Source organism: Rhizobium sp. Root274, assembly GCF_001429245.1.
In the GTDB taxonomy this organism is placed as follows: Bacteria; Pseudomonadota; Alphaproteobacteria; order Rhizobiales; family Rhizobiaceae; genus Allorhizobium.
Genome location: NZ_LMJE01000001.1, coordinates 1,167,126 through 1,182,862, shown reverse-complemented (window position 1 = coordinate 1,182,862; position 15,737 = coordinate 1,167,126). Strand labels below are relative to the sequence as shown.

Here is a 15,737-nt window from a genome sequence, read left to right as displayed (position 1 = left end):
ATGATGGCAAGTAAGAAAGGTGAACAGAAAGGTCTGAAACTGGCTGCGGTATTGGACCTGAACGAGGCATCCAATCTCAAGGCCAATCTTCTGGCCATGCGCGGTGCGCCTCTCACCATCGACGCCTCGGGCGTCGAGCGGCTGGGCGCCCAATGTGCACAGGTTCTGCTGGCGGCAGCCAAGGCCTGGGAAGTCGACAAGCATCCCTTCTCGTTTGGAAAGGCCTCGGAGGCTTTTCTCAAAACCCTTCAATTGATTGGCGTGAATATCGATCATCTGCTCGCTAAGGAGATCCGGCAGTGAAGAAAAAAGTACTTACAGTGGATGACTCCAGAACCATCAGAAACATGCTTCTGGTCACCTTGAACAACGCAGGTTTCGAAACCATCCAGGCCGAAGACGGCGTTGAGGGTCTGGAAGTTCTCGAAGAATGCAATCCCGACGTTATCGTGACCGATATCAACATGCCGCGTCTCGACGGCTTCGGCTTCATCGAAGGCGTTCGCCGCAACGAGAAGTATCGCGCAGTGCCGATCCTGGTTCTCACCACGGAAAGCGATGCCGAAAAGAAGAACCGGGCTCGCCAGGCTGGCGCTACCGGCTGGATCGTCAAGCCCTTCGATCCGACCAAGCTGATCGATGCCATCGAGCGTGTAACCGCCTAAGCCAGGAATTTTTCCTATGGATATGAACGAAATCAAAGAGATCTTCTTCCAGGAATGCGAGGAGCAGCTCGCAGAACTGGAATCCGGTCTTCTGAAAATGAATGACGGAGATCGCGATCCGGAAACGGTCAATGCCGTGTTCCGGGCCGTTCACTCCATCAAGGGCGGCGCTGGCGCTTTTGGTCTCGATGACCTGGTAGCCTTCGCGCACGTTTTTGAGACGACTCTTGATTGCGTTCGATCCAACAAGCTGGACCCTGGCCCTGAGGTCATGAAGGTCATGCTGAAGTCGGCCGACGTTCTGGCCGACTTGGTGACCGCCTCCCGCGATGGTATCGGTGTCGACCCGGGCCGTTCGAGCGGTCTCGTCAAGGAACTCGAAGCGCTGGCCAATGGCGAGGTGCCGGCTCCTTCGGCAGCTCCTGTCGCAGCTCCTGCTCCGAAACCGGTCGCAGCCGCCCCAGCGCCGTCTGACGACAGCGGCTTCCAGCCCATTCCCTTCACCTTCGATGGCTTCGGCGGCGAAGAAGAGCAGACCGTGGTTGCTTCGACCTTCGAGGTCACCTTCAAGCCGCGTCGTGAGCTCTATTCCAAGGGCAACGAGGCAGCTCTCCTGCTCAGAGATCTGTCGCGCCTCGGCGAGATGAGCATCCACTGCGACACCGATGGCCTGCCGCCGCTCGACGAGATGGATCCGGAAGCTGCCTATTTCAGCTGGAAAATTCAGATCACCGCCGAAAAGGGCGAAGAGGGCATTCGCCAGGTCTTCGAATTTGCCGAGTGGGATTGTGACCTCGACATCAAGGTCATCGAGGCGGAAACGAAGGCACCCGGCGAAGAACTGCCGATGGTTCCGGTTCCCTTTGATCTCTCGGCTCTCGACGAAGGTCCGGAGCCTGATGGAGACAACGGTGCGCAGGAGGCGGTCACCGCCGCTGTTGCCGCTGCAGAAACCGCATCCAACGTCATGAAGATGGCGGCCGGTGCCGCCAAGCCCGAAAAGAAAGAATCGCCGGCAGCTGCTGCCGCCGCTGCTGCCGCTGCCGCAGCTGCACAGGCCAACAGCGCCGCCGGTCAGACCATCCGTGTCGATCTCGACCGCGTCGACCGCCTGATCAACCTGGTGGGCGAGCTCGTCATCAACCAGGCGATGCTCTCGCAGAGCGTCATCGAGAACGATGCGACCGGCACTTCGGCAGTCAACATGGGCCTCGACGAGCTGCAGCAGCTCACCCGCGAGATCCAGGATTCGGTCATGGCGATCCGCGCGCAGCCGGTGAAGCCCGTGTTCCAGCGCATGTCGCGTATTGTCCGCGAAGTGGCCGACATGGTCGGCAAGTCGATCCGCCTGGTCACGGAAGGTGAAAACACCGAAGTCGACAAGACGGTCATCGACAAGCTTGCCGAGCCGCTGACCCACATGATCCGCAATGCCGTCGACCACGGCATCGAGACTCCGGAAAAACGTGCTGCCGCCGGCAAGAACCCGGAAGGCACGGTCAAGCTGACGGCGAAGCATCGTTCGGGCCGTATCGTCATCGAACTGGTCGACGACGGCGCTGGCATCAACCGCGAGCGCGTCCGCCAGAAGGCCATCGACAACGATCTGATCGCAGCCGATTCGAACCTGACAGACGAAGAGATCGACAACCTGATCTTCGCGCCTGGCTTCTCCACGGCAGACAAGATCTCGGACATCTCCGGCCGCGGCGTCGGCATGGACGTCGTCAAGCGCTCGATCCAGGCACTGGGTGGTCGTATCTCCATCACCTCGCGTCCGGGCCAGGGCTCGACCTTCACCATGAGCCTTCCACTGACGCTTGCCGTCCTCGACGGCATGGTGGTCACGGTGGCAGGTCAGACCCTCGTCGTCCCCCTGACCGCGATCGTCGAAACCCTGCAGCCGGAAGCGCAGAATATTCACTCCTTCGGTGCCAATCAGCGCCTGATCTCGATCCGCAACTCCTTCTGCCCATTGGTGGATGTCGGCCGGATCCTGAACTTCCGCGGCACCCAGGCAAACCCGATGGAAGGCGTTGCCCTCCTGGTCGAATCCGAAGGTGGTGGCCAGCGCGCCCTCATGGTGGATGCGATCCAGGGACAGCGTCAGGTCGTCATCAAGTCGCTCGAAGCCAACTACACCCACGTACCGGGTATTGCTGCCGCAACCATCCTCGGTGATGGCCGCGTCGCGCTGATCCTTGATGTGGATGCCGTCGTTGCCGCCTCGCGCGGTCAGTCCCTCAGACAGGAAATGTCACTCGCCGTCGCAGGGTAATCGTATGTCGTATGCGGTCAAAAACTTGATTGAAGGGGCCCGGGAGCTCATCGCCTTCCGGGTCGGCGATCAGGAATTTTGCGTGAACATCATGGCTGTCAGGGAGATCAGAGGCTGGACGCCCGTCACCCCGATGCCTCATGCGCCGCAATACGTCATGGGTGTGATCAACCTGCGCGGTGCGGTCCTGCCGATTGTCGATCTCTCGCTGAGATTGGGCATGAAGTGCGCCGTTCCGACCGCGCGCCACGTCATCATCGTGGCGCAGGTCAAATCGAAGATCATCGGCCTTTTGGTCGATGCCGTCTCGGACATCCTCACGGTGACCGGCGACGACATACAACCGACGCCGGAGATCTCCTCCGACCTCGAAAGACTATACGCTCGCGGCATTCTTGCGATCGACAAGCGGATGATCTGCTTGATCGAGCTTGGTGCTCTGTTCAACGACGCCGAAAGCGAGGCTGCATGACGATCGCAATGAGCACATCCCGTCTATCCGACGACGAAGTCCTGGCCAGCGGCGAATACCCGCTGACCCGTCGGGATCTGAACGAGATTGCATCAATGATCTACTCGGATGCCGGGATCGCGCTCAATGATTCCAAGGCGTCGCTGGTCTATTCGCGCCTGTCGAAGCACATCCGCAATCTGGGCCTGTCGGGCTTCCGCGCCTACTGCCAGCTGGTGTCTTCGCCTGAAGGTGCCGCCGAGCGTCGCGAGATGCTGTCGCACCTGACCACCAACTTCACCCGCTTTTTCCGCGAGAACCACCATTTCGAACACCTGCGGGACGAGGTATTGCCCGGTCTGATCCAGCGCGCCAAGTCGGGTGGTCGTGTCCGCATCTGGTCGGCTGCAAGCTCCGACGGTCAGGAGCCCTATTCGATCGCTCTCACGGTCTTTCAGGCATTTCCGAATGTCCTGGACTACGACTTCAAGATCCTCGCCACCGATATCGATCCGAAGATCCTCGCAATCGCCCGCCAGGGTGCGTATGACGAGCAGGCGCTGGAAACGGTATCGCCCGCCATGCGCAAGCAGTGGTTCAAGGAGGTCGAGATCGCCGGCCGCCGCAAATGGCAGGTCGATGACCGCCTGAAGCGGCTGATCACTTATAACGAGTTGAACCTGATGGCCCAGTGGCCGTTCAAGGGCAAGTTCGACGTCATCTTCTGCCGCAACGTCGTGATCTATTTCGACGAGCCCACCCAGGTGCGCATCTGGAACCGGTTCTGCGAGCTGCTGCCGGTTGGCGGCCATCTCTATATCGGTCACTCGGAGCGCGTCTCCGGCGACGCAAAGAATGATTTCGACAATATCGGCATCACCACCTACCGCTATCTCGGCAAGCAGGGAGGGCGCAAGTAATGGCTTCTCCTGCCCGCGTTCTCGTTGTCGATGACAGCCCGACCATGCGTGGACTGATCACGGCTGTCCTGAACCAGGACCCGGATGTCAGTGTCATCGGCCAGGCCGGTGACGCGATGGAGGCGCGCGCCGCCATCAAGCAGCTCAATCCCGACGTCGTTACACTCGACATCGAGATGCCGAACATGAACGGCCTCGAGTTCCTCGAAAAGATCATGAAGCTTCGGCCGATGCCGGTGATCATGGTCTCGACCATGACCCATCGCGGCGCTGAGGCGACACTCGCAGCGCTCGAAATCGGCGCCTTCGACTGTGTGGCGAAACCGCAACCCGGCGAGCCGCGCCCGTTTGGCGAACTCGCGGACAAGGTCAAGGCAGCCGCCCGGTCTCAACACCGCTACAATCATGCGCCTGTGCAGGCCATGCCGGTTCAGCAGGCCGCGATCGCCGACTTCCGCGTCGGCCGCAAGATCGTTGCCATCGGCTCGTCGACCGGCGGTGTCGAAGCACTGATCGCGGTTCTGCAGAAATTCCCGCGCAATTGCCCGCCGACGGTGATCACGCAGCATATGCCGCCGACCTTCACCAAGAGCTTCGCCGAGCGCCTGAACCGCCTCTGCGCCCCTGTGGTCGAAGAAGCAACGGATGGTGCCCGCCTGGAGATCGGCAAGATCTATCTGGCTCCGGGCGGCGAGCGCCACCTTCAGGTGTCCAACGTCAACGCACCGTGTTGCCGCCTGATCGAGCGTGCACCGGTCAATGGCCATCGTCCTTCGGTGGACGTGCTGTTCGATTCTGTCGCTGAACTCGCTGGACGCAACGCTGTTGGCGTCATCCTCACGGGGATGGGACGCGACGGAGCATCTGGGCTGCTGAAGATGCGCCATGCTGGCGCACGCACGATCGGCCAGAACGAAAAGACCTGTGTGGTCTACGGAATGCCGCGCGTCGCCCATGAATTAGGCGCCGTAGAGCACCAGCTACCCCTGACTTCCATTGGGGAGGAAATCCTCAAACTCACTGCCGCCCGAAAAGAAGGTATCGAATAATGTCCCTAGCCGAAAAAATCAAAGTTCTGATCGTCGACGATCAGGTCACAAGTCGCCTCCTCCTCAGTGACGCGCTGACCCAGCTCGGCTTCAAGCAGATCACTGCCGCCGGTGACGGCGAGCAGGGCATGAAGATCATGGAGCAGCAGCCCCATCATCTGGTCATCTCGGACTTCAACATGCCGAAGATGGATGGATTGGGTCTTCTGCAGGCCGTGCGCACCAATCCTAACACCAAGAAGGCCGCCTTCATCATCCTGACCGCCCAGGGCGACCGGGCCCTGGTGCAGAAGGCCGCACAGTTGGGCGCCAATAACGTTCTCGCCAAGCCCTTCACAATCGAGAAGATGAAGGCGGCGATCGAAGCTGTATTCGGAGCACTGAAATGATCGACGACGGGGCAGCGAAACGCGTCCATATCATTCAAGGGGAATGGAAGGTGGCCAAGGACCCGAATGTGGTTCTATCGACCATCCTGGGGTCGTGTGTTGCTGCCTGTATTCGTGACCCGATTGCAGGTGTGGGCGGCATGAACCACTTCCTCCTGCCGGGATCCGCAGTGCCGGGTGCCGGCGGCGGGGACGCCACCCGATACGGCGTTCACCTGATGGAACTTCTGATCAACGGTCTCTTGAAGCAGGGTGCCCGCAGGGACCGCCTTGAGGCGAAGATCTTCGGGGGTGCCAAGACGATTGCGACATTCTCGAATGTCGGCGAACAGAATGCGGCCTTCGCTCAGCAGTTCCTGCGCGACGAAGGTATCAAGGTTGTGGGTTCGTCAACGGGCGGCGATCACGGCCGGAAACTGGAATTCTGGCCGGTCAGCGGTCGGGCAAGGCAGTATCCGCTCACAGGCGCGGAAACGCAGAAGACGGTCGCTCTGGAACAGCGCCCCGTACCTGTCGCCAAGCCGGTGGAAAGTTCAATCGAGTTCTTCTAGTACTGGAAATCGGATGCAAAACGAAAACAAAGCGGACAATCAGGGTTTCCAAGAGGAGCTGCCGGAAATTCTCATGCGCATCGTCAGCGAGCTGCACGACGTGGCTTATCTGATCGAGCGTGTGGAGCCGCAACTGCTGGAACTTGGCGGTCCGAACGTCCTCGCGTCCGCAGACAGCATCAAGGTTCTCCAGGGGATCGACTTGGCTGTCCAAAAGGCACGCGGGCTGGCGGAGTTCATCGACACCATTACCGGCGCGATTCCGAATGACTGGATGATCGACATGACGACGGCCCTCAGCCTCGTCAAACTTGCCGATATGCAGAAGGCGCTCGGCGCCGGCCTGCGTCACGGCCACTCCCAGCCGCTGGTCAAGGCGGCCGGAGATTTCGACTTTTTCTGATTATTCCCAAGCGGATGGCACGACCCTACGTCCCTGAACAGCCGAAATGAATTCGGCTTTTCCGCCCCGCGAAACGTTCGCACAAGTTTCGCTTCCTATTGTCTCGCCAAGGGCTAAGGCGCCCAGACCTTTCATGTTGATGGTGCGAGACAGAATGAATCTGTTAAATCAAGTACTTCAGATCTCAAAAAACTTTGCGGCGATGGGGCAGGCGAAGCTTTTGGCCATGGCCGGGGTCACCCTTGTTTCCTTCGCAATCATCATTGCCGGCGCTCTTTACGTGAACAAGCCCTCTTTCGAGACGCTTTATGTCGGCCTCGAACCCGTCGATTTGAATCAGATCAGCATTGCGCTCGCCGAATCCGGGATCGATTTTGAAACCGGTAGCGACGGCGCGAGCGTGATGGTGCGCGCCGGCATGACAGGCAAGGCGCGTCTTCTCCTCGCCGAGCGCGGCCTGCCCAACAGCGCCAATGCCGGCTACGAGCTCTTCGACAATGTCGGTTCGCTCGGCCTGACCTCCTTCATGCAGGAAGTGACCCGTGTCCGCGCGCTGGAGGGTGAAGTCGCACGCACCATCCAGCAGATCGCCGGCATCGCGGCTGCCCGCGTGCACATCGTCATGCCGGATGTCGGCAATTTCCGCCGTGGCGAACAGAAGCCCACGGCGTCGGTCATGATCCGGGCGTCTTCGGATGCCGGTCGCAAGGCGGCCGGTTCGATCCGTCAACTGGTCGCCTCATCGGTCCCCGGCCTCAACGTCGAGGACGTGACGATTCTCGATTCCACCGGCCAGCTTCTTGCTGCCGGCGACGAGACCGGCGGAGAAGCTGCAAAGTCGCTCGGCGTCGTCCAGTCGGTCCAGCGCGAGATTGAGACGAACATCGACAAGGCGCTTGCCCCCTTCCTCGGCATGGACAACTTCCGCTCCAGCGTCACCGCCCAGATCAACACCGACAGCCAGCAGATCCAGGAAACGATCTACGATCCGGAATCGCGCGTTGAGCGTTCGGTCCGTGTGACCAAGGAAGCGCAGAAGTCCCTGCAGCGCCAGTCGGATACGGCAGCGACAGTGGAACAGAACATTCCGCAGGCCGCACCTGAAGCCGGCGGCGGTGGGCCTGAATCCTCTGACGAGCAGGACAAGAAGGAAGAGCAGACCAACTACGAGATCAACAGCAAGACGGTCGCGACGGTCAAGAACAGCTACGTCGTCGAAAAGCTCTCTGTTGCCGTGGTCGTCAATCGTGGCCGCATCGCCAAGATGGTCGGCGAGCCTGTAGACCAGGCCAAGATCGACGCCTATCTCGCCGAAATGCAGAAGATCGTCAGCTCCGCATCCGGCCTCGATACGGCGCGTGGCGACGTCGTCACCCTGACCGCCATGGACTTCCTTGAAAACCAGTTGCTCGAAGATTCCGCCACCGGCCCGGGCGTAATGGAAATTCTGAGCCGCAATATTGGTGGCATCATCAACTCGCTGGCCTTCGTCGCCGTCGCCTTCCTGATTGTCTGGATGGGTATCCGTCCGATGATCCGCACGGCGGGTGGTGGTGGCACCGATGTGGCTCTGGCCGGCGGTGTCGGGGAACAGGCAGCCGGTCTCGAACTGCCGGACTTCTCGCCCGCCATCGGTGGCGGCAGTGCCGGCGGTCTCATGGACGGCTTCGGTTCCGACTTCGGCTTCGATTCCACCGACGATCTCCTGTCCATGGACGACGACCCGAATGGCGGCTTCAACCGCCGGGTCAAGGAAGGCCCCGAACGGCGCCTGTCGCGCATGGTGGAGATCTCGGAAGAACGCGCCGCGAAGATCCTCCGCAAATGGGCTGTGGAAAACGCCGCCTGACATTCAAGAAGACAATCAGTACGGACCGCGCCTTCAGGCGCGGTTTTCCGTTATGCTGGGGGATGAGCCGTATTGAATTGGGAACCGCGCTGGCGCATTCTTTAACCAGGCCCGCAATACCGGACCTGCTTGTGACCTTTGCCACTTTATATTTTAGAATGAACATGATTCGTTACGATGAGAGCGGGACTGCCGTTGAGTCGGGACGAAATGATTCGCATAGCTGGCGGCTATTCGAGCGGCAGTGACATCGAGGGGACAGGGCGGATGGATGCCGAGCTGACGACGGGGCAAACGGAAGGGCTGGCGCGTACGGCCGATTCCAGCACGTCTGTGCACGGCTCGACCTCGAAAGACCTCCTGATCCGCAAGCTTGCATCACCCGCACTCGCCGGTGATATCGCCCACTGCCTGCGGCTGCTTTGCCAGTATGTGGGCTCGTCGAATTATCTGCTCGCGCGCTACGATCTGGTCCAGGAAGAAGGACTGGACTTCGTTGTTGCTGCCGATTGGCCCTTCGACATGGTCCGCAGGCTCGAAAGCGAGCTTGCAACGAGTTATTCCCAGTCGACGGAACTCGAAAAGTGCCTGTCGGTCCTTCAGCCGAAATACAATATCCTGCCGGACGACATCTATGTGCCGATCGGTCTCAGCCGTCAGTATTGCTCGATCACGCTGAACGTCGGGCGCACGCGCCTGGCCCTCATGCTGCTTTTCCCGCAGGATTTTGTGCTGTCGCCGGAGCGGTTGCGGGAAGTGGGACTGTTGGCAGGTTATGCCGTCAGTCTCTCCACGACAAAGGGCCAGAAGAGCGAGCGCGACTTCGAGTTGACCGACCGCGAACTGGAATGCCTGTTCTGGATCGCGGAAGGCAAAACCAGCGACGAGATCGCCACGATCCTGGGGATCTCACGCAACACGATCAACAACTACATCACCAGCGTGATGCGCAAGACAGCGACGAAGACACGATCGGAGGCGATTGCCTATGCGGTCCGAAACAATCTCGTCTAGAGGAGGCGGAATGGCCAACAACAGCAGGCCGGGTGGATCCATCCTGGAAGATGCCACTTGGTCTGGCCAGCGGCCGGTCACCTCCCGCTCAGACATATTTCCGAAGCTCGTGTCGCTGCAGCGTTCGCTGAATGCCCGCGGATTTGCCGCCTTCCGCATTGCCGGCGCAAATCTGCCGCACAAGCGTCGCCTCGATCCTGAATTCGAAAACTGGAGCCCGGGCTTGGCCAGCGGCCGCGAGGCATTCGTCGAGGCATATGGCGAAACGCTGCTTACTCACATCGAGACGTCCACGCAGCCGATCCTGTGGAGCGCGGAGGAAAAGACGAGCTTTCTCGACGCGTCCGATTTCACCCCTTTTGTGCATCAACTGGAAGCAAGACTGCTGCCCTATTCCGGCATCGCGTTCCCGGTTCGCCTGGGGGCGGTCGGCAATGGCTACGTCGTCTTTCCAACCATTGGCGGGGCGGATTTGCCGGGGGAGTTGATCCTCGCGGTACACAGCCGCTGCTACAAGGTCATGACTGATATTCTCTCGCTCGACGAGCGCCGTGCCGCACCATCGGAAACTCTGAGCGAACGGGAAATCGCCTGCCTTCAATTGGCCGGCGACGGACGCATCAGCGAAGAGATTGCCGAACGACTGAACCTCTCGGTCCACACGGTCAACGCCTATCTCGGTTCGGCCACGATCAAACTTGATTCGGTTAACCGCATCCAGGCGATCGCCAAGGCAATACGCCTTGGCTACATCACCTGATCCATCCTCATCCGTAGAGCGGGGACGCCTGTCCCTTGACGAAGCGCGCCTCCTTGAGGCGGTCTTCCAGCATGCGCGTGTTCGTATCCGGATCGCCGGACGTATCGTGGAACGCGATGTGCTTGATATCGAGGCCGGCATGCTCTTCCGTGAGCGTCAGCTGCGAGTATATCGTGATGCCGCGCGGCTTGATTTCCAGGTCGAGCACGACTTCCGGCGGGCCGCCCCATTCCAGACGGTAATCCCCGCCGGCACCGAAAACGACGGTGCCAGGATGGAAGTACAATTCCGCTGCCGAAGAAACGAGATCGGCAAGATTTCCATAAAGTTCAAAACGCAGAAGAGAAATAAGGTCGGCAGCATCGAGAAGGCGTAATTCGCTCGCCACGGGGCTGATTGCCTCTGCCACGATGCGTTCACGCTGGTTGGTAAAGGAGCACTTCTTCATCGTGGCTAGCGTATCCGTCTTTTGGGGGCTTTGGACGCGTAAACCCGATGAACGAGTTCGGCGACCGCCTTATAAAATATCGACGGTATGACGCTATCCACCGAGACTTGCGCAAACATGGAGCGCGCAAGCGGCGGATCTTCAAAAATCGGAATGTCGTTCTCGCGAGCGAGTTCGCGGATCTTCAGCGCGACCAGGTCTTGGCCCTTCGCGACCACCACGGGCGCTTCGTTTTCCTCGCGCACATAGCGCAGGGCCACGGCATAGTGGGTCGGGTTGGTGATCACCAGGGTCGCCCGGGGGACGTTGGAAATCATGCGCTTTCGCGCTCGGTCACGGGCAATCGATCTCTGGCGCGCTTTGACCACCGGATCGCCCTGCGCCTGCTTGTACTCGTCCTTGATCTCCTGCTTCGTCATTCGCAGCTGCTCGTACCAATGATGGCGCGTCCAGAAGACATCGATGGCCGACAGCAAAGCCGTTGCAAGCAGGATCACGATCATCATCTTTTGCAGGATCGTGGCAAACTTGACGAAGATGACCTGGGGGTCCGAGAACATCGTATCGATGACGCCGAAATATTCACCCTTCAGGGCGAAGACCATCACTACTGAGACAACGACGATCTTGAAGACGGATTTCGCAAACTCGACCATGCCCTGCGAACTGAACAGGCGGCTCCAGCCCTTGGCGAGCGAAATGCGGCTCGCCTGCGGGGTGATTCGTTCCAGCACGAATTCAGGAAGGTGCTGCGCGACGTTCGACCCGACGCCGAGGACGATGAGCATGATCAGCATCGGGGCAAGCAGGGCGCCGATCTCCCAGCCGAGATGGGTAAAGAGTGACACCACGTCCACGGCCGTGCCGATATGCCACTGATCCGGCTGCGCAAAGATATCTTTCAGCGTCTCGCTGATTCGGATCATGCCACCCGGCAGGAAGAAGACGGCATAGAAGTAGAAGGCGAGGGCGGTGGCAAAGATCGGCAACTCTCGTGAGGAGGGCACGTTGCCCTTCTCACGCGCATCGCGCATCTTTTTTTCGGTCGGGTCTTCTGTTTTGCTGTCGTCGTCTTCATCGGACATGACCGACGCCATCCTTGGAGGCTTGCACTGGCGAAACACTCGCCCTGAAGGATCGAGTCGGCCGCGTCTGCGGCGCGCCGGCTGGCGGTCATCTCAACCGCTTCACCAAACGTAACCGCCCGCCGATCGGGGTTCAATCGGCGGGCGGATGATCGCTGGGGTTTTCAACAGAGCCGGGCGGTCAAGCCGCCTGATTGTCGCCCTCGGTTTCCTTAAGCTGGATCTGACCGGCATTGGCGAGACGAATCGCTTCCTGAGCCACGGCACGGCGCGCGATCGCAATCTCGCGCGGGTTAATGCCTGTGGTCCCCGACTGCAGATCCGATTCGATCATGCGGCGTGAACGCGGGCTGATCGAAGCCAGCACGCATTCCTTGATTTCCGCACTGGCGCCGCGAAGCGCCATGGTGAGGATATCGCCTGAGATGTCGTTGAGCAGAAGCACGCGGCTGCGCTGCGGCATGGCAAGCAGGTCTTCGAAGAGGAAGATCTTGGGCCGCACCTTGTTGACCGACTCCTTGCTGATCGACTCGAGCGACTGCAGCAGCGTGTCGACTTCGGGTTTGTCCAGCTCGTTCATCAGTTCCGCGACCTTGGCCGAACCCGTCGAGTTCTTTTCGGCTTCGATCTCGGCAATCAGGTCATGCACGCGGTTCTCGATGATCTGCGCCGCCTTCGGGCTGACATTCTTCAGATTGACCGTGCGGTTCATGATGTCCGCGCGCCGGCTTTCCGGCAGCTTCAGCAGCACTTTCGCACCGAAGGACGAGGGCAGCATGGAGAGGATATAGGCCACCGTCTGTGGGTGTTCGCGCATCAGGAACTTGGCGATGAAGTCGGGATCAGCGTCCTGCAGCCGGTCCCAAATGGACGCCTCATATGCCTGGAAGGCGGTGCGGCGACCGAGGAGGCCGTCGACTTCCTCCGGCGTCAGGCCTTCCTCGAGAATGCTCTCGATGGCCTTGGCATTGTCCATCAGGCCGGCGCCCTCAGTGAAGAGGTCCTCGAATTCGTTGACGAGTTCGGTCAGTTCATCCGGCGGAATGGTCCGCAGCGTCTGCGCAGACGCAATGATCGTCTGCAGTTCGGCCTGGGTAAAATACTTGAGCAGCTTGCCGGCGACACCCTTTCCCATGGCAAGCAGCACGGCGGCTGCCTTATCGGCCTGGGAGAGGGGTTTTCCGGTTAAGGGGCCGCCAAAATCGTCAAAGTCCATCATGGTCTTGTCCTCTCTGGCCCGTCATGGGTCAGGATGTCTTGGTCGCCATCACTTCAATCAGCTTGACACCAAATCGCGTATCGTCGTTTTCGAGAACCGTGATCTCGCCGCGCGCGATGCGCCGGCCGTTCACCATGATCTCGACAGGCTCGCCGATCTTCTTGTCCAGCGCGATAATGGCGCCTTCCTCGAGATTCATGAGACCTGAAACCTGCATCCGGCTGGACCCCAGAACAATCTGGACATCGATCGGAATGTCCATGATCAGGTCGAGGTTTGCCGTAAGGCCGCTTCCCGGTTCCTGGTGCGCGCTGCCCGTGTTGCCAAAGGACGTGTCGCCGCCGAAGCTGGAACCACCGAGGTCGTCACCGCCACCGAAATCGCCGCCGCCAAAATCACTGCCGCCGATGTCGCTGCCAAGGTCGCCCATGCCGAAACCGGCATCCGGGGTAGCCGACGCACCGCCGAAGTCGGATTCGAAAGCCGCGAGCGGATCCGACTTGTCGTCGCTCAGCCCGCCAAAGTCGCCGAAATCCGAACCGATATCCGGAAGCCCGCCGTCTGCATCTGCTTTGAGGACGCCACGCAGATCATCGACCGCCTGGTCGAAGTCGCTGTCGCTGGCGCCCGGCATCGCGAGCGCGTCTGCATCCGTCTGTGGAGTCTTTTTCGTTGCCATGGACTCATTATTCCTCTTGAAACTTGCCTCAAGCTGCCGTTCGGCGCGGCCTGATAAATGTCTAGCTCATCAAATGTCGTAGGATCTCGTCTTCACTGCTCACATTGTCCTTGACCCGGACTGTGTAGCGGTCACCCGCCCGGCCGAATTCGCAGCGATAGAGATCCTTGCCGTTCGCGCTGACGTCGACCATGACATCCCCCTTGTCGCGGAAGGCGATGACATCGCCTGCCACGAGGCGCGACACGGTCGACAGGGTCAGCGATTCCAGGCGAACCCGCGCCTCAAGCGTGACCTGTGAGCGCCGCACCTGTTCGGCGATCTGCTCCTGCCATTCCTTGCGCGACCGCCCTGCCTGGTTCTTCGACTTCGGCATGGTGACCACGGTCTTGAGGAGGGCTTTTTGCGGGATGACCAGATAGAATTCCGAGGTGACGGGACCGAGGGTAATGCCCAGTTTGATGGTCACGGCATATTCGTCGACGTGATCTTCTTCCGGCTTTGCCCGGTCCTCGGCATTGTGCGCCTTTTCGAGCAACGGCTCGAATCCGCCTGCCGCATTGACGCCGGAGCGCAGCACATTGGCGATCTTGTCGAACACCATGGTCGAAAGATCGAGCTCGATCTGCGACAGGGGGCGCTCGATCGGCTCCTGGATCGTCTCGGGCAGGGCGCCGAGCAGATTTTCCATGAGTGTGATGATGAAGCTGTTGCCGCAGGCGAGCACGAAATTGGGCGACCAATTGCGCAGCTGGCCATCCGAAAAGGCGACATTGTCGCCCAGATCGGCCAGCAGGTCGGTCATCAGCCCGCTTTCGTGGCCATTGTAATGGACCAGCATCGAAAGACCGGTCTCGCTGTGGAAGACGTCCGGAAGAAACTCGGAGTAGAGTTGGCCGAACTCGGTGCAGAGCTTCTGCAGTGTCTTTGCGTCGCCAAGCCCGCCGGTCAGCATGGCAAGGAGCGCCCGGTCCATTTGCGGAGGTGTCTGAGTGCCTGCGTCGCTCATGATCATGCCGCCTTGCTTTCACCGCCGCCGGGGTTCATCATTTCCTGTTCAACGGCGTCGATCGACGGACGTTCGTAGGAAGAGATGGTCTTGCGGCCATATTCGAGAGCCACCTGCGGAACCGATCCGTTCATGTAGGCGAGCAGCGTCTGTTTCACGATGATGTACAGGCGGTGCTGCTTGGTACGGACGGTCTTGATCTGGGCGATCAAGGGGTTGCAGAGGCAATAGGACAGAAAGATGCCAAGCATGGTGCCGACGAGAGCGGCGCCGATCAGACCACCGAGAACTTCCGGCGACTCGTTGATCTTGCTCATCGCCTTGATAACCCCGAGAACGGCCGCGACGATACCGATGGCCGGGAAGCTGTCCCCCATCGCCGTCATCGCATGATAAGGCTTCATCTTGTCGTAGAGGATGGTGTCGATTTCCTCGTCCATCAACGCTTCGATCTCGTGGCTGCGGGCATTGCCGATGATGATCAGGCGGACGTAGTCACAGATGAACGAGGTCAGTTCCTTATTCTTCAGGAGGTTCGGCGCGGCGGTGAAGATCGAGGATTCTTCCGGATTGTCGATATGGGCTTCGATCTCGTTGCGCGACTTGGTGCGCAGGTCGCGCATCAGCGAATAGAGAACGCCCAGTACGTCGAGATAGGCACGCTCCGTCGGCACCGAGTGCTTGAAGGCCTCACCGATGGCCTTGCCCGTGTCCTTGATGACCTTCATCGGGTTGGCCATGATAAAGCCACCCACGCCGGCACCGCCGATGATCATCAACTCGAACGGCTGAATGAGCACGTTGAGGTGTCCACCCATCGCCATGAAGCCGCCGAGGACGCAGCCTACCGTTATTACAAATCCGATGATGAGATTCATTTTGCCCGCACCTGAACGTTACATTTCACGGTAAGCGATACGTCTCGTGCCTTGCGTGAGGCTGAATCACGGCCCCATTTTTGGGCCGCA

Annotated in this window: 18 protein-coding genes; 12 read left to right on the top strand and 6 right to left on the bottom strand. The window is 59.8% G+C overall.

Translation table 11 applies throughout. The features are described 5' to 3' along the window. Positions 1 to 3 precede the first annotated feature (3 nt). From ASE36_RS05920 to visR, 12 genes are all read left to right on the top strand, one after another. A complete protein-coding gene (locus ASE36_RS05920) occupies positions 4 to 303 on the top strand; it encodes an STAS domain-containing protein (protein ID WP_062276445.1) in 300 nt (99 codons plus the stop codon). After that, positions 300 to 665, top strand: a complete 366-nt coding sequence (gene cheY1 / locus ASE36_RS05915; RefSeq protein WP_006726298.1) for a chemotaxis response regulator CheY1 — start codon at positions 300 to 302, stop codon at positions 663 to 665. Before ASE36_RS05920 ends, cheY1 begins: the two co-directional genes overlap by 4 nt. A 16-nt stretch (positions 666 to 681) precedes the next feature. After that, complete coding sequence (locus ASE36_RS05910) at positions 682 to 2,943, top strand: chemotaxis protein CheA (protein ID WP_062276443.1); 2,262 nt, start codon at positions 682 to 684, stop codon at positions 2,941 to 2,943. 4 nt (positions 2,944 to 2,947) lie between these two features. Then, positions 2,948 to 3,415 (top strand): chemotaxis protein CheW, encoded by a 468-nt coding sequence (locus ASE36_RS05905; RefSeq protein ID WP_062276441.1) that lies wholly within the window; start codon positions 2,948 to 2,950, stop codon positions 3,413 to 3,415. Next, on the top strand, positions 3,412 to 4,314 hold the full coding sequence (cheR, locus tag ASE36_RS05900) for a protein-glutamate O-methyltransferase CheR (RefSeq protein WP_062276439.1): 903 nt from the start codon (positions 3,412 to 3,414) through the stop codon (positions 4,312 to 4,314). The genes ASE36_RS05905 and cheR overlap by 4 nt, the downstream gene beginning before the upstream one ends. Then, positions 4,314 to 5,363: a protein-glutamate O-methylesterase CheB gene (gene cheB / locus ASE36_RS05895; protein ID WP_062276438.1), complete on the top strand. Its 1,050-nt coding sequence runs from the start codon at positions 4,314 to 4,316 to the stop codon at positions 5,361 to 5,363. The genes cheR and cheB overlap by 1 nt, the downstream gene beginning before the upstream one ends. Next, positions 5,363 to 5,752, top strand: a complete 390-nt coding sequence (locus ASE36_RS05890; RefSeq protein WP_006726293.1) for a response regulator — start codon at positions 5,363 to 5,365, stop codon at positions 5,750 to 5,752. Before cheB ends, ASE36_RS05890 begins: the two co-directional genes overlap by 1 nt. Further along, complete coding sequence (cheD, locus tag ASE36_RS05885; protein WP_062276436.1) at positions 5,749 to 6,303, top strand: chemoreceptor glutamine deamidase CheD; 555 nt, start codon at positions 5,749 to 5,751, stop codon at positions 6,301 to 6,303. The genes ASE36_RS05890 and cheD overlap by 4 nt, the downstream gene beginning before the upstream one ends. A gap of 13 nt (positions 6,304 to 6,316) precedes the next feature. After that, on the top strand, positions 6,317 to 6,706 hold the full coding sequence (gene cheT, locus ASE36_RS05880) for a chemotaxis protein CheT (protein ID WP_062276433.1): 390 nt from the start codon (positions 6,317 to 6,319) through the stop codon (positions 6,704 to 6,706). Positions 6,707 to 6,860: 154 nt separating this feature from the next. Beyond that, positions 6,861 to 8,555, top strand: coding sequence for a flagellar basal-body MS-ring/collar protein FliF (gene fliF, locus ASE36_RS05875; protein ID WP_062276431.1), 1,695 nt, complete (start codon positions 6,861 to 6,863; stop codon positions 8,553 to 8,555). Between the two features lie 210 nt (positions 8,556 to 8,765). Continuing rightward, positions 8,766 to 9,569, top strand: coding sequence for a transcriptional regulator VisN (gene visN, locus ASE36_RS05870; RefSeq protein WP_244474667.1), 804 nt, complete (start codon positions 8,766 to 8,768; stop codon positions 9,567 to 9,569). Positions 9,570 to 9,579: 10 nt separating this feature from the next. Continuing rightward, positions 9,580 to 10,329 carry a transcriptional regulator VisR gene (gene visR / locus ASE36_RS05865; RefSeq protein WP_082510850.1) on the top strand — a complete coding sequence of 250 codons (750 nt, stop codon included), beginning with the start codon at positions 9,580 to 9,582 and terminating at the stop codon, positions 10,327 to 10,329. Between the two features lie 7 nt (positions 10,330 to 10,336). On the opposite strand, the gene ASE36_RS05860 is transcribed toward visR, so the two are convergent. The 6 genes from ASE36_RS05860 to motA form a co-directional block, all read right to left on the bottom strand. Then, the gene (locus ASE36_RS05860) at positions 10,337 to 10,777 is read right to left on the bottom strand and encodes a hypothetical protein (RefSeq protein WP_062276430.1); all 441 of its coding nucleotides are present in this window, start codon (positions 10,775 to 10,777) and stop codon (positions 10,337 to 10,339) included. A gap of 5 nt (positions 10,778 to 10,782) precedes the next feature. Then, on the bottom strand, positions 10,783 to 11,862 hold the full coding sequence (gene flhB / locus ASE36_RS05855) for a flagellar biosynthesis protein FlhB (RefSeq protein ID WP_062276428.1): 1,080 nt from the start codon (positions 11,860 to 11,862) through the stop codon (positions 10,783 to 10,785). Between the two features lie 181 nt (positions 11,863 to 12,043). After that, positions 12,044 to 13,081, bottom strand: a complete 1,038-nt coding sequence (fliG, locus tag ASE36_RS05850; protein WP_062276426.1) for a flagellar motor switch protein FliG — start codon at positions 13,079 to 13,081, stop codon at positions 12,044 to 12,046. A 28-nt stretch (positions 13,082 to 13,109) separates the two neighbouring features. After that, a complete protein-coding gene (gene fliN / locus ASE36_RS05845) occupies positions 13,110 to 13,760 on the bottom strand; it encodes a flagellar motor switch protein FliN (protein ID WP_062276425.1) in 651 nt (216 codons plus the stop codon). A gap of 61 nt (positions 13,761 to 13,821) precedes the next feature. Then, positions 13,822 to 14,775 carry a FliM/FliN family flagellar motor switch protein gene (locus ASE36_RS05840; RefSeq protein WP_062276422.1) on the bottom strand — a complete coding sequence of 318 codons (954 nt, stop codon included), beginning with the start codon at positions 14,773 to 14,775 and terminating at the stop codon, positions 13,822 to 13,824. Further along, positions 14,772 to 15,647: a flagellar motor stator protein MotA gene (gene motA / locus ASE36_RS05835; protein WP_062276420.1), complete on the bottom strand. Its 876-nt coding sequence runs from the start codon at positions 15,645 to 15,647 to the stop codon at positions 14,772 to 14,774. Before motA ends, ASE36_RS05840 begins: the two co-directional genes overlap by 4 nt. Positions 15,648 to 15,737: the final 90 nt, after the last annotated feature.